This window comes from Bradyrhizobium sp. 63_E2_N1_3 (assembly GCF_052076005.1).
Lineage (GTDB): Bacteria > Pseudomonadota > Alphaproteobacteria > Rhizobiales > Xanthobacteraceae > Bradyrhizobium > Bradyrhizobium barranii.
This window is the reverse complement of sequence record NZ_CP197235.1, coordinates 6,543,445-6,559,485: the sequence shown is the minus strand read 5'-3', so window position 1 is coordinate 6,559,485 and position 16,041 is coordinate 6,543,445. Positions and strand designations below refer to the sequence as shown.

The window sequence follows — 16,041 nt, the reverse complement described above, 5'->3', positions numbered from 1 at the left end:
CCGTTACTCCGCGGCCTCGGCCGGCGCGATGCGGCGGGAGTGCTGCGCCTGCGCGTCATAGGCCTTCTGCCAGTCGGACGGGCCGTTCGACGGCGAGATCTGCACCGCCGTGACCTTGTATTCGGGGCAGTTGGTGGCCCAATCCGAATAGTCGGTGGTGATGACGTTGGCCTGCGTGTCCGGGTGATGGAAGGTGGTGTAGACGACGCCCGGTGAGACGCGGTCGGTGATCTCCGCGCGCAGCGTGGTTTCGCCCGCACGGCTCGCGAGCCGCACCCAGTCGCCGTCGCGTACACCGCGCTGCTCGGCGTCGTGCGGATGAATCTCGAGCCGGTCCTCGGCATGCCAGACCACGTTCTCGGTGCGCCTTGTCTGCGCGCCGACATTGTACTGGCTGAGGATGCGGCCCGTGGTGAGCAGCAGCGGGAAGCGGGGGCCGGTACGCTCGTCGGTCGCGACATATTCCGTGACGATGAACTTGCCCTTGCCGCGGACGAAGCCGCCGATATGCATCACCGGGGTGCCCTCCGGCGCCTTCTCGTTGCAGGGCCATTGCACCGAGCCGAGTTCGTCGAGCTTGGCGTAGGAGACGCCGGTAAACGTCGGCGTCAGTGCCGCGATCTCGTCCATGATCTCGGACGGATGGCTGTAGTTCATCTCGAAGCCCATGGCTTTGGCGAGGGCGATGGTGACCTCCCAGTCGGCCATGCCGTTCTTCGGTGACATCACCTTCCGGACGCGCTGGATGCGGCGCTCGGCATTGGTGAAGGTGCCGTCCTTCTCGAGGAAGCTCGAGCCGGGCAGGAAGACATGGGCGTAGTTTGCGGTCTCGTTCAGGAAGAGGTCGTGAACGATGACGCATTCCATCGACGACAGCGCCGCCACCACGTGCTTGGTGTTGGGATCGGACTGGAGGATGTCCTCGCCCTGCACGTAGATGCCCATGAACGTGCCTTCGATTGCGGCATCGAACATGTTGGGAATGCGCAGGCCCGGCTCCGGGTTGAGCTTGACGTTCCAGAGTGCTTCGAACTGGTCGCGCACGGCGTCGCCCGAGATGTGGCGATAGCCGGGCAGCTCGTGCGGGAACGAGCCCATGTCGCAAGAGCCCTGCACGTTGTTCTGGCCGCGCAGCGGGTTCACGCCGACGCCGGGGCGGCCGATATTGCCGGTCGCCATCGCGAGGTTGGCGATCGCGATCACGGTGGTCGAGCCCTGGCTGTGCTCGGTGACGCCGAGGCCGTAATAGATCGCGCCATTGCCGCCAGTGGCGTAGATGCGCGCGGCTTCACGCAACACCTGCGGATCGACGCCGGTGAGGATCGCGGTGGCTTCCGGGCTGTGTTTCGGCTGGGCGACGAAGGCGGCCCATTCCTCGAACTCGGCCCAGTCGCAGCGCTCGCGCACGAAGGCTTCGTTGGCGAGGCCCTCCGTGACGATGACATGCGCCAGCGCGGTCACGACCGCAACGTTGGTGCCGGGCATCAGCGGCAGGTGCAGCGCCTTCACGTGCGGTGATTCCACCATTTCGGTCCGGCGCGGATCGATTACGATCAGCTTTGCGCCCTGGCGCAGCCGCTTCTTCAGGCGCGACGCGAACACCGGGTGAGCGGAGGCGGGATTTGCACCAATGATGACCGCGACGTCGGTGTCCTCGACCGAGTCGAAGTCCTGCGTGCCGGCCGACGTGCCGAAGGTCTGCGACAGGCCATAGCCGGTCGGCGAGTGGCAGACGCGGGCGCAGGTGTCGACATTGTTGTTGCCGAAGCCGCCGCGGATCAGCTTCTGCACCAGATAGGTTTCTTCGTTGGTGCAGCGGGACGAGGTGATGCCGCCGATGGCGTCACGGCCGTATTTCTTCTGGATGCCGCGCATCTTGGCAGCGGCAAACGAGAACGCCTCATCCCAGGACACTTCGCGCCAGGGATCCTCGATCCGCTCGCGGATCATCGGGTTGAGGATACGCTCCTTGTGGTTGGTGTAGCCCCAGGCGAAGCGGCCCTTGACGCAGGAATGGCCGCGATTGGCCTTGCCGTCCTTGTACGGCACCATGCGCACGACTTCCTCGCCGCGCATCTCGGCCTTGAAGGCGCAGCCGACGCCGCAATAAGCGCAGGTGGTGACGACGGAGTGCTCGGGCTGGCCGATCTCGATCACCGACTTTTCCGTCAGCGTCGCGGTCGGGCAAGCCTGCACGCAGGCGCCGCAGGAGACGCATTCGGAGCCGAGGAAGCTCTCGCTCATGCCGGGCGAAACGCGGCTGTCGAAGCCGCGGCCAGAGATGGTCAGTGCGAAGGTGCCTTGCACTTCCTCGCAGGCGCGGACGCAGCGCGAGCAGACGATGCACTTGGAGGGATCGTAGGTGAAGTAAGGATTGGACTCGTCCTTCGGCATCCAGGCGGCGTTGATCTCGCCATGGGATTTTGCGAAGACGTGGTTCTCGCCCTCGTAGCCGTAGCGCACGTCGCGGAGGCCCACGGCGCCGGCCATGTCCTGCAATTCGCAATCGCCGTTGGCGCCGCAGGTGAGACAGTCAAGCGGATGGTCGGAGATGTAGAGCTCCATCACGCCCTTGCGCAGCTTCTTCAGCCGTTCGCTCTGGGTGTGCACGACGAGGCCGTTCATCACGGGCGTGGTGCAGGAGGCCGGCGTGCCGGCGCGGCCCTCGATCTCGACGACGCAGAGACGGCAGGAGCCGAACGCGTCGACCATGTCGGTCGCGCAGAGCTTTGGGATCTGGTGGCCCGCGTCCATCGCGGCCCGCATGATCGAGGTGCCCTCGGGCACCGTGACCTGGTTCCCGTCGATGGTCAGCGTCACCATCGTCGTCGATTTGGAGCGCGGTGTGCCGTAGTCGATTTCTTCGATCAGAGACATCGTCGTTCTCCTATTCCGCGGCCTGAAGCGTGGTCGGGGCCGGGATGAAATCTTCCCGGAAATGCTTCAATGCACTGAGCACGGGGTAGGGCGTGAAGCCCCCGAGTGCGCAGAGCGAGCCGAATTTCATGGTGTTGCAGAGGTCTTCGACGAGCGCGAGATTTTCGCTCACGCGCTCGCCGCGGATGATCTTTTCGATGGTCTCGACGCCACGGGTCGAGCCGATCCGGCAGGGCGTGCACTTGCCGCAGGATTCGATGGCGCAGAATTCCATGGCGAAGCGCGCCTGCCTGCGCATGTCGACGCTGTCGTCGAACACGACGATGCCGCCATGGCCGATCAGGCCGTCGCGTGCGGCGAAGGCTTCGTAGTCGAACGGGGTGTCGAACAGCGCGCGCGGGAAATAGGCGCCGAGCGGGCCGCCGACTTGCACCGCGCGGACCGGGCGGCCCGTGAACGTGCCACCGCCGATGTCGTCGACGAGCTCGCCAAGCGTCACGCCGAACGCGGTCTCGAACAGCCCGCCATGGCGGATGTTGCCGGCGAGCTGGATCGGCATCGTGCCGCGCGAGCGGCCCATGCCGAAATCGGCATAGGCCTTGGCGCCCTCGGCGAGAATGAAGGGGATCGCGGCGAACGACAGCACGTTGTTGATGACGGTCGGCTTGCCGAACAGGCCGTGATGCGCGGGCAGCGGCGGCTTGGCGCGCACCAGGCCGCGGCGGCCTTCGAGACTTTCCAGCAGCGAGGTCTCTTCGCCGCAAACGTAAGCGCCGGCGCCGACCCGCACTTCGAGATCGAAGCTGTAGGTGGAGCCGCCGATCTTGTCGCCGAGATAGCCGCCGCGCTTTGCTGCCTTGATGGCCGCGTTCATCGCTTCGACTGCGTGCGGGTATTCGCTGCGGATGTAGATGTAGCCCTTGGTCGCGCCGACGGTGATGCCGGCGGTCGTCATGCCCTCGATCACCAGGAAGGGGTCGCCTTCCATGATCATGCGGTCGGCGAAGGTGCCGCTGTCGCCTTCGTCGGCGTTGCAGACGATGAATTTGCGGTCGGCCTTCGCTTGCGCGACGGTCTTCCACTTGATGCCGGTCGGGAAGCCCGCACCGCCGCGGCCACGCAGGCCGGATGCGGTGACCTCGGCGAGGATCGCATCCGAGCCGAGCGACAGCGCGCGCTCGAGGCCCTTATAGCCGTCATGGGCGCGGTAGTCGTCGAGCGAGCGCGGATCGATCACGCCGCAGCGGGCGAAGGTGAGGCGGGTCTGGCGCTTCAGCCAGGGGATCTCCTCGGTTGCGCCCAGCCGCAGCAGATGCGGCGTGTTGCTGGCGAGGGCATCGAGCAGGGAGGGCACATCGGCCTCGGTGACCGGGCCGAACGCGATCCGGCCCTGCGGCGTCGCGACCTCGACCAGCGGCTCCAGCCAGTACATGCCGCGCGAGCCAGTCCTGACGATCTCGACTGCAACGCCGCGCTTGGCCGCATCCTGCTCCAGCGCCAGCGCAACCTCGTCGGCGCCAACCGCAATCGCACCCGCGTCGCGGGAGACGAATAGACGCATGCTCATCGCTGTGCCTCCGCGACCAGTGCATCGAGGCGCTTCTCATCGAGCCGGCCAATGAGGCGGCCGTCGAGCATGGCGGACGGTGCGGTCGCGCACAGCCCGAGGCAGTAGATCGGCTCCAGCGTGACGCGATCATCGGCGGTGGTCTTGCCGAGGGGCACGCCAAGCTTCGCTTCGGCGCGCGCGGCGAGAGCATCGCCCCCCGCAGCCTGACAGGCTTCCGCGCGACAAAGCTTCAGCACATGGCGGCCGGCGGGTTTGTGCCTGAAATCATGGTAGAATGTGAACACGCCATGCACCTCGGCGCGCGACAGATTCAACGCCTGCGCCACCATGGGAATCGCCGCCTCCGGCACATAGCCGAACGCCTCCTGAAGGGCGTGCAGGATGACCAGCGTCGCGCCCTCTTGCTTCGCATGTTCGGCGATGATCTCGGCGCCGCGCGTCTCGTCCCAAGGCTCGTAAACCGCTGTCATTCTTTGTTCTCAGATTGAGCGTCCCTTGATCGCAAACTATTTGGAATCGTTCGAAGATCAATAAAGCTGTCTCATGCTGCGATTGCGAATTCCGATCGATTTGGAAGTGCAATCGGACGATACGGAAATGCAATTAATCGCGTTCCGCTTGCCGGTTTTTCCGTGTTGGTAATGACCCGCCGTGCTAGCTTGCATGCCACGATGGCATCCGAGGGGACGACCGGTTGATCGACAAGCTTGAACTGCTGCTGGCGCTGGCGAAGGAGCGGCATTTCGGACGCGCTGCAGAAGTCTGCGGCGTGACGCAACCGACGATGTCGACCGGGCTCAAGCAGCTCGAGGAGATCCTTGGCGTGATGCTGGTGCAGCGCGGCTCCCGCTTCCAGGGTTTTACCCCCGAGGGCGAGCGGGCGCTGGATTGGGCGCGGCGGATCGTGGGCGATGCCCGCGCCATGCGTGACGAGATCAACGGGCTGAAGCATCAGCTCTCCGGCGAAATCCGCATCGCGGCGATCCCGACCGTGCTCGGCATGGTCGCCCAGCTGACGACGCCGTTCCGCGCCAAGCATCCCGAGGTGCGCTTCCGCATCCAGTCCACCACCTCATCCGAGGTGCTGGGGCTGCTCGAAAATCTCGAGGTCGATGCGGGGCTGACCTATATCGAGAACGAGCCGATCGGCAAGGTGCGCACCATTCCGCTCTACAACGAGAGCTATCGTCTGCTGACCGCGCCGGACGGAATGTTCGGCGATCGCGAGACGGTGACGTGGAAGGAGGTCGGCCAGGTGCCGCTGTGCCTGCTGACGCCCGACATGCAGAACCGCCGCATCATCGATCGCGCGCTCCGCTCGGTCGGCGCGGAGGCGACGCCGACCCTGACCTCGAACTCGCTGCTCGTGCTGTTCACGCATGTGAAGACGGGGCGCTGGGCGAGCGTGATGCCGGCCAAGCTTGCCGAGACGCTCGGCCTGTCCGATACGGTGCGCTCGATCCCGATCACCGATCCTGATGTCAATTACAGCATCGGCATGGTGATCCCGCAGCGCGATCCGATGACGCCGCTGATCGCGGCGCTGGTCAACGTCGCGCGCGAAGTCGCGCCGTCGCTGCAGCTGTAGGGGCCAGAGCGGGAGGGCCCGAGCAAGCGCCTCGTCCTTCGAGATGCCCGCTTCGCGGGCTCCTCAGGATGAGGCTCCGTTGTATCGGCGTTCGTTGAAACAGCTGCCGCGTACTCCGCCCTCATCCTGAGGGCCCGCCGGAGGCGGGCGTCTCGAAGGATGGCCGCAGGCGAGCTTCCCGCCATGCTCTAGGCCGCAGCCGACATCCCGGACGCCGCCTTGATCGCATCGCGCGGCAGGGTCACGCGGACGACGGTGCCCACGTCGATCTTCGAGCGGAGCCGCATCGAGCCGCCGTGGAGCTGCGCCAGCGAGCGCGCGATCGCAAGTCCAAGTCCGGAGCCGTGATAGGTCTTGGTGAGCTGGCTTTCGACCTGCTCGAAGGGGCGGCCGAGCCGTGCCAGCGAATGCGGCGCGATCCCGATGCCGGTGTCGGCGATCAACAGCACGATCTTGTCGTCGAGCTGCCGGCTGCGCACCACGATGCGTCCGCCGTCGGGCGTGAACTTCACCGCATTGGAGAGCAGGTTGACGATGATCTGCTTGGTCGCGCGGCGGTCGGCAACGACCGAGATCGATTTCTCGATCCCGGCGTCGAGCGTCAGATGCTTGTCCTGCGCGCGGCCGGAGACGACACGGAGGGACTCCGCGAGCGTCTGTCCGAGGTCGAGCTCTTCCATGTCGAGCTTCATGCGGCCGGCTTCGATCTTGGACATGTCGAGGATGTCGTTGATGACTTCGAGCAGGTAATGGCCGCTGGTCAGGATGTCCTGGCAGTATTCCTGGTACTTCTCCGAGCCGAGCTCGCCGAACATGCCCGAGCCCATGATCTCGGAGAAGCCGATGATGGCGTTGAGCGGCGTGCGCAGCTCGTGGCTCATATTGGCGAGGAATTTCGACTTGGTCTGGTTGGCTTCCTCGGCGCGGGTCTTCTCGCGCTGATACTTCTCGGCGAGGTCGGCGAGCTCGTTGGTCTGGCGCTCCAGCGCGGCCTGGGAGCGCTTCAGGTCGATGACGGTGGCGCGCAGGCGCAGATCGTTGTCGACCAGCTTCTGCTCGTGCTCCTTGATGCGGGTGATGTCGGTGCCGACCGAGACGTAGCCGCCGTCCTTGGTGCGGCGCTCGCTGATGTGCAGCCAGCTGCCGTCGTCGAGCTGCGCCTCGAAGGTGCGTGCGCCCGGACCCTGGCTGGCCGTCTCGTTGTGGCGGGTGCGCACCTCCGGCATGCGGCCGACTTCGAGCACGGTCTCGTAGGAGGTGCCGGGGATGACGGCGCTGTCGGGCAGCTTGTGCAGGCGCTGGAAGTGCGAGTTGCAGAGCACGAGGCGGTCGCTCGCGTCCCACAGCACGAAGGCCTCCGGAATGGTCTCGATGGCGTCGCGCAGGCGGAGGTCGGCTTCGACGGTGCGTTCAGCGAGGCTCTTCTGCTCGGTGATGTCGACGGCGATCCCGATCAGGTGCACGCTGGAATCGGTCGCCCCGTGCGTCTTCTCGCAGCGGACGCGGAGCCAGATCCAGTGACCGTCGACGTGCTGCATGCGGAAGGTCTGGTCGATATGGTCGATCTTCCCGGAGATGAGCTGGTCGGCGATCTCGAACAGGTCGATGTCGTCGGACTTCACCAGCGCGTTGACCTCGCCGAAGGTGAGGAGCTCGTTGCGACCGTCGAGGCCGAGCATCGAAAACATCGACTGCGACCAGAAGATCCGGCCGCGCGACAGATCCCAGTCCCACAGGCCGCAGCGGCCGCGGTTGAGCGCGGTGTCGATGCGGCCGCGCACGGCGTCGTTGATGAGGTCGCCCTCGCGGGCGCGCGTCGACTGCCAGTGGAAGGCGAAGCCGAGGATCAGGACGACGAAGCCGGTGGTCGCCGACAGCGTCACCGAGAGCGCGGCGTCCGAGCCCCAGATCGGCTCGTTGCGCTCCTGGATCACGGTGACGAGGCCCGGCAGCGACTTGATCTGCCGCGAGGTCGCCATCGCGGCGTTGCCGTTCGGCAGCGTCATGTCGGAGACGTTGTTGTCGCGCGGCGGCGCCGCGACCAGTTGCGCCGTGGTGATCGCATCGAGCAGGCGGTCGTTGCCTGAGGGGTCGCGGTCGATCGGAATGCGGGCGAGGATGCGGCGATCGACGCCGGCCGAGGTGACGACGACGTGGCGGCCGGAGGCCGTGCCCCAGGACGGGATGAGATCGGGCAGCAGCGTCGGCAGGTTCTCGATGTTCTTGAGCCGCTCCTGCCGCGACGAGGTCAGGCGATCGATCCGCTCAGCGAGCAGGTCGGCCAGCGCCGAGATGTCGTGGCGGAGCACCTGCCGCTTCTGGCGCGTCTGATCGACGACCTGCACGAACGCGCCGAGACAGATCGTGACCAGGAAGGCGATGATCAGCGTCGGCACGGCGCGGCGCAGCGCCGGCTCCGCGATCAGGAGCCGATGATAGGCAGGTTTCGCGATCGATTGCGCCAATCCCTTGATTGAATCGGATTGGACGCGCACGTTCGCGGCGTCTGCACGCGACATGCCTTCTGCCCCCTGGAAAACCTGCTTGCAACTTGAGTTCGGAAGCAGCCCCACGTCGCTTCCGAATCATGACCGATTTGAATCCAGTTTTCGCAGGCTGTCGAGAGTCAACGAATCGTTAACGCGAATTTATTCTTATCCAACGCGCAGTTTGCGCATTTTGCGTCCGCAAACTTACGTGCGTGGCGAGTCCGAAACGAGAACGTGTGACTCCCCGCACATTTCGCGTCACGCCCGCGGTGGCTCGGCGTGGCTGATCACGCGCTTCACGCCCGGGAACGCGCGGCGCAGCGCGCGCTCGATCGCGTCGACATGCTCGTGCACCTTGATCACGCTCATCGAGGGCGTGGCACGGCAGTGGAAATTGACGATCTCGCCGGCGTCGGTGTTGCGGACACGCACATTGTGGATGTCGTAGATCTCGCCGCCGGCGGCATATTCCGTCAGGGCGGAGGCGATGGCCCGCACCCGTTCCGGCACGGCATCGACCCCGAACGGCAGTTCCGGTTCCAATGGTTCGATATGGACGTCCACCTCGACGTCGGCGCCGAACTCCTCCTGGATGCTGCGCTCCAGCGTGTTGGCGATGTCATGGGCGGCGTCGAGCTGCATCCCGGCGTCGACCTCGAGGTCGATGCCGACGATCAGCTTGGCGCCTAGGTCGTGCACCGTGACGTGGTGGATGGCGAGGCCGGAATTGTGTGCGATGACCATGATCCGGTCGCGCACGGTCTCGTTGTCGCGCGCGACGGGGACGGCGGTGAAGGTAAGGTCGGCGTCGCCGAATGCCTTGTCGACCGCCGCCTGCGCCTTGCGCTTGATCTCCTCGACGCGGTCGATCGGATAGGTTCGCGGCACCTTCGCGATGGTGTCGATGAACGTGGTCGCGCCCACCATGCGCAGCCGCAGCCGCTCGACGTCGATCACGCCGGGCACGCCAAGGATCGCGGCCGTGGCCTTCTCCTGCGCGCCCTCGGGGGCGCGATCGACCAGCGTCTGCACGGTCGAGCCGGCCATGCGCAGGCCGAGCAGGGCGATCATCACGGCGACGGCGGCGGCCGCCGCGGCGTCGCCCCACCAGAAGCCGAGGGCGGCCAGGATCAGGCCGATGATCACGGCGAACGAGCCGAGTACGTCGGAGGCGAAATGCAGCGCGTCCGCCGCGAGCGCCTGGCTGCGCGTTTCCCGTGCGGCGCGGTGCAGGGCGCGGGCACGCCACAAGTTCACGACGATGTCGATCACCAGCACCACGAACGGTACGGCCGAGATGGTCGGCGGCGGAGTTCCCTCGCGCAGGCGGCTGTAGGATTCGACCAGGATGCCCCCGGCCAGCACGTAGAGCAGGGCGGTGACACCGAGCGCGGAGATGCTCTCCAGCTTGCCGTGGCCGTAATGGTGCTCTTCGTCGGCCGGCTTGTCGGACACCCGCACCACCGCCCAGGTGATGATGGTCGCGACCAGGTCGATCGAGGAATGCAGGGCCTCGGAAATCAGCGCCAGCGAGCCGATCGCGATCCCGACCGCAAACTTGGCCGCTGCCATGCCGCCGCTGGCGAAGATCGAGATTGCGGCGACCGAGGTCTTGTTGTGCTGTGCGCTCATGGCCCGGGATTTAGCAGCCTAGGGCTGAACATCAAGCGACGATCCACAGCTATAGTCGCGAGTGAGTTGCAGGAGCGAAACTATTGCGAATGCTTCCGAATTGAATGCTCGCTTATGCCACCGGCTCAGTCTCGTAGGGTGGGCAAAGGCGCGTAGCGCCGTGCCCACCAACGAGTGTCTCCTGATCAACCGCTGTGGTGGGCACGCTTCGCTTTGCCCACCCTACGAGACCGCGCGCTCGTCGCCCGGCCAGGGATCACAGCGTCACGACGATCTTCCCCAGATGCTTGTTCGCCTCCATGTGCTCGAACGCCTTGTCGATGTCGGCGAAGGCATAGACCTTGTCGATCGGCAGCTGCAGCTTGCGTGACTCGACCGCGCCCCAGATGTCCTTGCGGACCTCGTCGAAGATCTCGCGGACCTCCTCGATGGTGCGGGTGCGGAAGGTGACGCCGACATAGTCGATCCGGCGCGCGGCATGCAGGTCGAAGTTGAAGTCGGCATGGGTGCCGCCGAGCCGGCCGACATTGACGATGCGGCCCTTGACCTTGGTGGCGGCGAGGTTCTGGCTCGCGACCTTGCCCGAGACCTGGTCGACGATGAGGTCGACGCCTTCGCCGTTCGTCGCCTTCAGCACCTCGTCCACCCATTTGGGGTCGGAGGAGTCGACGGCGAGGTCGGCGCCATACTCCCTGAGCCGGCCGCGGCGATAGGGATCGGTCGACGAGCCGATCACGAGCTTGGCACCCTTGAGCCGCGCGATCTGCATCGCCATCAGGCCGACGCCGGAGCTCGCCCCCTGGATCAGCACGGCTTGCCCGGGCTGAACGCCGCCAACGGTGACGACCGCGTTGTGCATGGTCGCGAGCGCGACGGGCAGGGTGGCGGCTTCCTCGAAGTTCATGTTCGAGGGCGCGCGGAACAGCCGGCCGTGATCGGCCAGGGTGTATTCGGCGAACGCCGCGCCGCCCGAGCCCATGATGCGGTCGCCGACCTTCACGCCCTTGGCATCCGGTCCGAGCTCGGCGACCTCGCCGGCCCATTCCATGCCGAGCACGGTGCCGGCACCGCCGGCGGCGCCGTGGGCGTGGCCCTTGCGCATGCCGGTGTCGGCGCGGTTCAGCCCGCAGGCGCGGACGCGGACCAGCACCTGCGTGCCCTTAGGCTTTGGTTGAGCGACGTCGGAAATCTGAGCGCCGTCAGGGCCGTAGACATAAGCCTTCATGAATTACTCTCGCTTCTTGCAGTGATTATTCAGCGGCTTGTGCGCTCGGATGAGCGATCATGCCTTCGAGCCGGCTGCGAATGATGGCTTCGGCCTCGCGCACGATGCGGGAGATCAGCTCGGCGCAGCTCGGGATGTCCTGGATCAGGCCCTGCACCTGGCCCGCCGACCAGATGCCTTCGTCCGAATTGCCGGTCGCATAGACCATCTTACCACGGGCGCCCGCAACCAGCTCGCGGATGTCCTCGAACTTCGCACCTTCCTTCTCCATGGCGACGACCTTGGTCGAGATGTCGTTTTTGGCAACGCGCGAGGTGTTGCGCATGGTGCGGAAGATCAGCTCGGTCTCGCGCTCGTCATTGGCGACGATCTTCTCCTTGATGAGCTGGTGGATCGGGCTTTCCTTGGTAGCCATGAAGCGGGTGCCCATGTTGATGCCCTCGGCGCCGAGCGCCAGGGCGGCGACGAGGCCGCGGGCATCGGCAAAGCCGCCCGAGGCGATCATCGGGATCTTGATCTTGTTGGCGGCGGCCGGGATCAGGATCAGGCCGGGGGTGTCGTCCTCGCCGGGGTGGCCGGCGCATTCGAACCCGTCGATCGAGATGGCGTCGACGCCCATGCGCTCGGCCGAGAGCGCGTGGCGGACGCTGGTGCATTTGTGCACGATCTTGACGCCATGCCTCCTGAACTCGTCGACATGCTCCTGCGGCTTGTTGCCGGCGGTCTCGACCACGGTGATGCCGGCCTCGATGATGGCGGCGCGGTATTCGGCGTAGGGCGGCGGCTTGATCGCGGGCAGGATGGTGAGGTTGACGCCAAAGGGCTTGTCGGTGAGGTCGCGGCAGCGCGCGATCTCCTTGGTCAGGTCTTCCGGGGTCGGCTGGGTCAGCGCCGTGATGAAGCCGAGCGCGCCGGCGTTCGCGACCGCGGCGACCAGCTCGGCGCGTCCGACCCATTGCATGCCGCCCTGGACGATCGGGTGCTCGACGCCGACGAGCTTTGTGAACCGTGTCTGCAGCATGATCTGTTTCCCCCGCCTCGCGTGGCGCTCTGTTATCGGTTGATGGCGGCAGGATGCCGCCGGGGTCGGGAAATGTCTATTGCGCCGCCGTGCGGTGGGGGCGGGGCGATCATGCGAGGCGTGAGGGGATTCCGTGGGGCGGATAATTTTGGTGCGGGGCGCTTGGCGTATTCTCCTGCCGTCGTCCTGACGAAAAGGGGCGACGGCGGAGAGGTAGCAAAGGTGCTGCTCCAAGGGTGCCCGGAAGGCCGAGCGCCAACTGGATCCCGCGTCAACCTTGGCCACGAAGCCGCAGGAGTCGCGATGGAATATACTCGACGTCGATGCTGATGCCGTCTCCGCTCAGAGGGTTCGCGGTGTAGACGACGGAGACAGACAGTTCGAATTGGCTGACAATCGTCAAGATAGCGATGGTGAGCGCGGTGTCTCCGCTCGGGGTCGCGCCCAGCAGCATCTCTGCGATACGGCAGCAATCATCCATCGTCGCCCCCAACGGAGGAAGCTTGATGACCTCTACCTGACGTGCAGCGAACGTGGTCGGATCGGCGACGTCGGGTTCACGCGCAACAACAGCGCCCGAGTTGATCAAGGGCACGACGAACTTCAGAACCGGTGCCGTCACCAGGTTGAGATTTTGAATGTTGACCTCGGTCGCATACACGCCCGGCCGGGCGCCGGCGACACAACAGCAGCTTGCCTCGGATTGCTTGCCGCATACGATCTTCGCGCTGTATGCGAAGAGGCCCTCGGCTGCGGCCGGTATCGCGCCGAGCTTTTCGAGAAATGGATGCTTCAACCGGTCAGCACTTGAGCCCGTCTGATTGTTAGCCATCTCGACCTCCGTGAAGGTTGTGGAACGGATGAGCGGCACCTGGGCGCGTTGCTTATAGTCCTCGGTCTTGCCTCGATTGAGTTTTGATTACGCTACGCCAGACGCTTTCCCGAAGCGCCTGCTCACCACCTACAATAGCACTGTCGAGGAATGCTCGCCAATCATGTCAAAGGCGAATAACGGCTACTCCGCCGACAGCCGCACCATCTGGCGGCCGCCGTTCATTTCCTTGAGGCTGTTGACGAATTTTTCCGGGCGCTGCCAGCGGTAGGGGACCTGCAGGCCCATGAACTCGGCGATGTCGCCGATGAAGCCGGTGCAGTTGGTGGTCTCAGCGTTCCAGACCGGCGAGCTCGCCTGCAATTTCTTGATATAGGCGAAGACGCGCTTGGCGTCGGCTTCGCTCAGATAGACGCGGTAGTTCGCGGTCAGATAGTCCGGATCGAGATCGCCGTAGCTCGCGCCGGTTTCGGCTGGCACCCAGGTGAGGTGACCGAGCACATAAGCCCAGGTGTCGCCGGCGGGCGTGAGGCCCGCGACTTCGACGGCGCGCTCGCTGGTCTTGCCATACCAGACGAACGCATGGCCCCAGCTCGCCGCCGTCCGCGCGCGGAAGTCGACGTAGTAGGGACCTTTCTCTGCGCGCGCGACGGGGCGCCGCGTCGATTGCGGCGCCGGTCGTGATGCGGAGTCGGTCGTAGCAAGCGCATTGGCGTCGGCAACGCGCTTGTTCGCTTCGTGGGCCGAGGCCGAGGGGGTGGTGCAGGCGAGCATCGCCGCGAGAGCGAATCCCGCGAGGATGCAGGATCCCGATCGATCAGATGTGTTCGTCACGTTGTGCCCCTCGACTACCGGCCGCTTACGCAGATTTCTTGCGCGTATTTCCGTTGCGCGTCAGTAGCGCGCAGCGACCGGGCCGGGCGCCTTGCCGATCGGGGCCTTTCCAATCGGGCTCTTGCCAATCGGCATCTTGCCGATCGGCGCCTGCTCCGCAGGATAGACGGGAACGGGCTGGCGACGCGGCAGATCCGCAGCGTTCGCAGCCGTCACCAGAGCAAGCGTCGCACCCAGAGCAATTACAATTTTCTTCACAGTCATACCCCTAGAAGGTTTGGTCCAAACACGGCACGGCCGTGCCCCCAGACACGCCTCATAGAAGGCGGCCGAATGCGTCCAAGTTGCGGCACCCGCGGGACATGTTGGCGGCATTGATCGGGTGTACAGGGATGTGATGTGTCTGGATGTTTCGGGCTGCGCGGCCTGGTCGGTAGGATGGGTAGAGCGCAGCGAAACCCATCGGCCATCTGCGCGGGGAGCGATGATGGGTTTCGCTGCGCTCTACCCATCCTACGCTGCTGCTACGCGTCTCTCACCCGATCCTGTTCAAGCTGTTCCGGATCGTCGAGAAGATGCCGCCGATGTCCTTGCGCAAGGCATCGAGCGCGTTGAAATTGTCAAAGATGCGGGCGAGGCGGTCTTCGACCTCGCGCTTGCTCCTGGCGAGGGCATCGACGCGTGAGGCGAGGGTGACGTCGCCGTTCGCCTCGATCTCGCCGACGGTTTTCGCAAGAAGATCGCGGGTGGTGCCGACCTCCGCGATCAGGGCCTCGATGCCGAACACCGGCGCCTTCAGCGGAACGAGGTCGGCCTGCGACTTCGACAGCTCCGTCTTGAACGCGTTCAGCGTCGCCAGCGTCTCCTGCAACACGCCGAGGCGCTGGCGCGACTGGAGGACGAAATCGTTCAGCGCGTTCTGGCGGTCGACGAGGGTCTTGCCGTCGGGGTCGGTTTCGACGTCGGCGAGCGAGCGTTCGAGCAGGGCCTGGCGCTGGCCGAGCTCCTCGAAATCGAGCCGGATCGCTTTCAGGATGTTGAAGCTGTCGTCGATGCGGGCGAGGCGCTGCGCGATCTCGATCTTGTTCTTCGAGAGCGTCTCGACGCGAGTGTCGAGCGGCGCCTCGCCGCCGGTCTCGAGTTCGTCGATGCTCTTGGCCAGGCGGTCATGGCTGAGGCCGAGCTCGCCGATCAGGGCATTGATGCCGGCGTCCGACGAGCGCAGCGGGACCAGCTCGGCATGGGATTTCGCCAGATCTTCCTTGTACTGGCTGAGGGTCACGAAAGTGTCCTGGACCGCGTTCACCCGTGACAGCAGCGCCGATACGTCGCGCGCAACATCTTTCAGGCGGTCGGCGAGGTTGTTCTTGCGGTCGTCGGTCTCGAGGTCGAGCAGGGAGCGTTCGAGCTGGTTCTGGCGGTCGCGGATCTCGGTGAAAACAGGCTCGACCGCGCGCCGCTGATCGGCGACCTTTCCCACCATCTCTCGCACCCCCTGCTGGCGCCGGCGGATCTCGGCGAGCTGGTCGTGCATGTCGGTGGATTCGTTGCGGCCCTGCTGGAGCAGGGCGCGCTGCTCAGTCTCGCCGAGCTTGTCATGGAGGGCGGAGACGGCCTCGCGGGGATCGCTTTCGATCAGGTGCTGGACGGTGGCGTCGAGGTGGTTTTGCAGGGCGTGGGCGACGACGACATCCTCGCGGGTCTTCTTGAGGCGGTCGCGCAGGGTATTGAGGCGCCGGTCCTGACGCGAGAGCCGCCAGGCGGGGGCGCCGATCAGCGCCAGCCCGAGCGTCACGATCGCGCCGGTTGCGAGACGCTGCGGCATAGGCAGGTCCGCAAACAGGGCGGGCAAGTGCGCGACGTCATAACCAAACGCCTGCTGGGCGAGGATCGCGATGGCGGCTAGCAGGACAAACCAGGCAACCACGAAAAACAGCCACATCGTGACTTCCCCACCCGGGACACATTCTCGC

At 65.5% G+C, this 16,041-nt stretch carries 12 protein-coding genes; 1 reads left to right on the top strand and 11 read right to left on the bottom strand.

Features of this window, described 5'->3' with window-relative positions:
- Positions 1–3: 3 nt before the first annotated feature.
- From fdhF to AB7531_RS31300, 3 genes are read right to left on the bottom strand one after another with little or no spacing between them, the layout of a single operon-like run.
- The gene (gene fdhF / locus AB7531_RS31310) at positions 4–2,877 is read right to left on the bottom strand and encodes a formate dehydrogenase subunit alpha (RefSeq protein WP_063984539.1); all 2,874 of its coding nucleotides are present in this window, start codon (positions 2,875–2,877) and stop codon (positions 4–6) included.
- A gap of 10 nt (positions 2,878–2,887) precedes the next feature.
- On the bottom strand, positions 2,888–4,444 hold the full coding sequence (locus AB7531_RS31305; protein ID WP_063984538.1) for a formate dehydrogenase beta subunit: 1,557 nt from the start codon (positions 4,442–4,444) through the stop codon (positions 2,888–2,890).
- Positions 4,441–4,917: a formate dehydrogenase subunit gamma gene (locus AB7531_RS31300; protein WP_014496685.1), complete on the bottom strand. Its 477-nt coding sequence runs from the start codon at positions 4,915–4,917 to the stop codon at positions 4,441–4,443. The genes AB7531_RS31305 and AB7531_RS31300 overlap by 4 nt, the downstream gene beginning before the upstream one ends.
- A 224-nt stretch (positions 4,918–5,141) precedes the next feature.
- On the opposite strand from AB7531_RS31300, the gene AB7531_RS31295 reads away from it, so the two are divergent.
- A complete protein-coding gene (locus tag AB7531_RS31295) occupies positions 5,142–6,035 on the top strand; it encodes a LysR family transcriptional regulator (RefSeq protein WP_014496684.1) in 894 nt (297 codons plus the stop codon).
- Between the two features lie 188 nt (positions 6,036–6,223).
- Here the strand turns inward: AB7531_RS31295 and AB7531_RS31290 are convergent, their stop codons facing one another.
- The 8 genes from AB7531_RS31290 to AB7531_RS31255 all read right to left on the bottom strand — a co-directional run bounded on the left by AB7531_RS31290 (position 6,224) and on the right by AB7531_RS31255 (position 16,010).
- Positions 6,224–8,554: a PAS domain-containing sensor histidine kinase gene (locus tag AB7531_RS31290; protein WP_063984537.1), complete on the bottom strand. Its 2,331-nt coding sequence runs from the start codon at positions 8,552–8,554 to the stop codon at positions 6,224–6,226.
- Positions 8,555–8,782: 228 nt separating this feature from the next.
- On the bottom strand, positions 8,783–10,156 hold the full coding sequence (locus tag AB7531_RS31285; RefSeq protein ID WP_063984536.1) for a cation-efflux pump: 1,374 nt from the start codon (positions 10,154–10,156) through the stop codon (positions 8,783–8,785).
- Between the two features lie 256 nt (positions 10,157–10,412).
- Entirely contained in the window at positions 10,413–11,381 is a 969-nt protein-coding gene (locus AB7531_RS31280) for a quinone oxidoreductase family protein (RefSeq protein WP_063984535.1), read from the bottom strand.
- A gap of 25 nt (positions 11,382–11,406) precedes the next feature.
- Entirely contained in the window at positions 11,407–12,402 is a 996-nt protein-coding gene (locus AB7531_RS31275; protein ID WP_063984534.1) for an NAD(P)H-dependent flavin oxidoreductase, read from the bottom strand.
- A 271-nt stretch (positions 12,403–12,673) separates the two neighbouring features.
- Positions 12,674–13,234 carry a hypothetical protein gene (locus AB7531_RS31270; protein ID WP_187387764.1) on the bottom strand — a complete coding sequence of 187 codons (561 nt, stop codon included), beginning with the start codon at positions 13,232–13,234 and terminating at the stop codon, positions 12,674–12,676.
- A gap of 183 nt (positions 13,235–13,417) precedes the next feature.
- Positions 13,418–14,068 (bottom strand): hypothetical protein, encoded by a 651-nt coding sequence (locus tag AB7531_RS31265; RefSeq protein WP_063984532.1) that lies wholly within the window; start codon positions 14,066–14,068, stop codon positions 13,418–13,420.
- 60 nt (positions 14,069–14,128) lie between these two features.
- A complete protein-coding gene (locus tag AB7531_RS31260) occupies positions 14,129–14,332 on the bottom strand; it encodes a hypothetical protein (protein ID WP_063984531.1) in 204 nt (67 codons plus the stop codon).
- A 271-nt stretch (positions 14,333–14,603) separates the two neighbouring features.
- Complete coding sequence (locus AB7531_RS31255; RefSeq protein WP_231144476.1) at positions 14,604–16,010, bottom strand: hypothetical protein; 1,407 nt, start codon at positions 16,008–16,010, stop codon at positions 14,604–14,606.
- Positions 16,011–16,041: the final 31 nt, after the last annotated feature.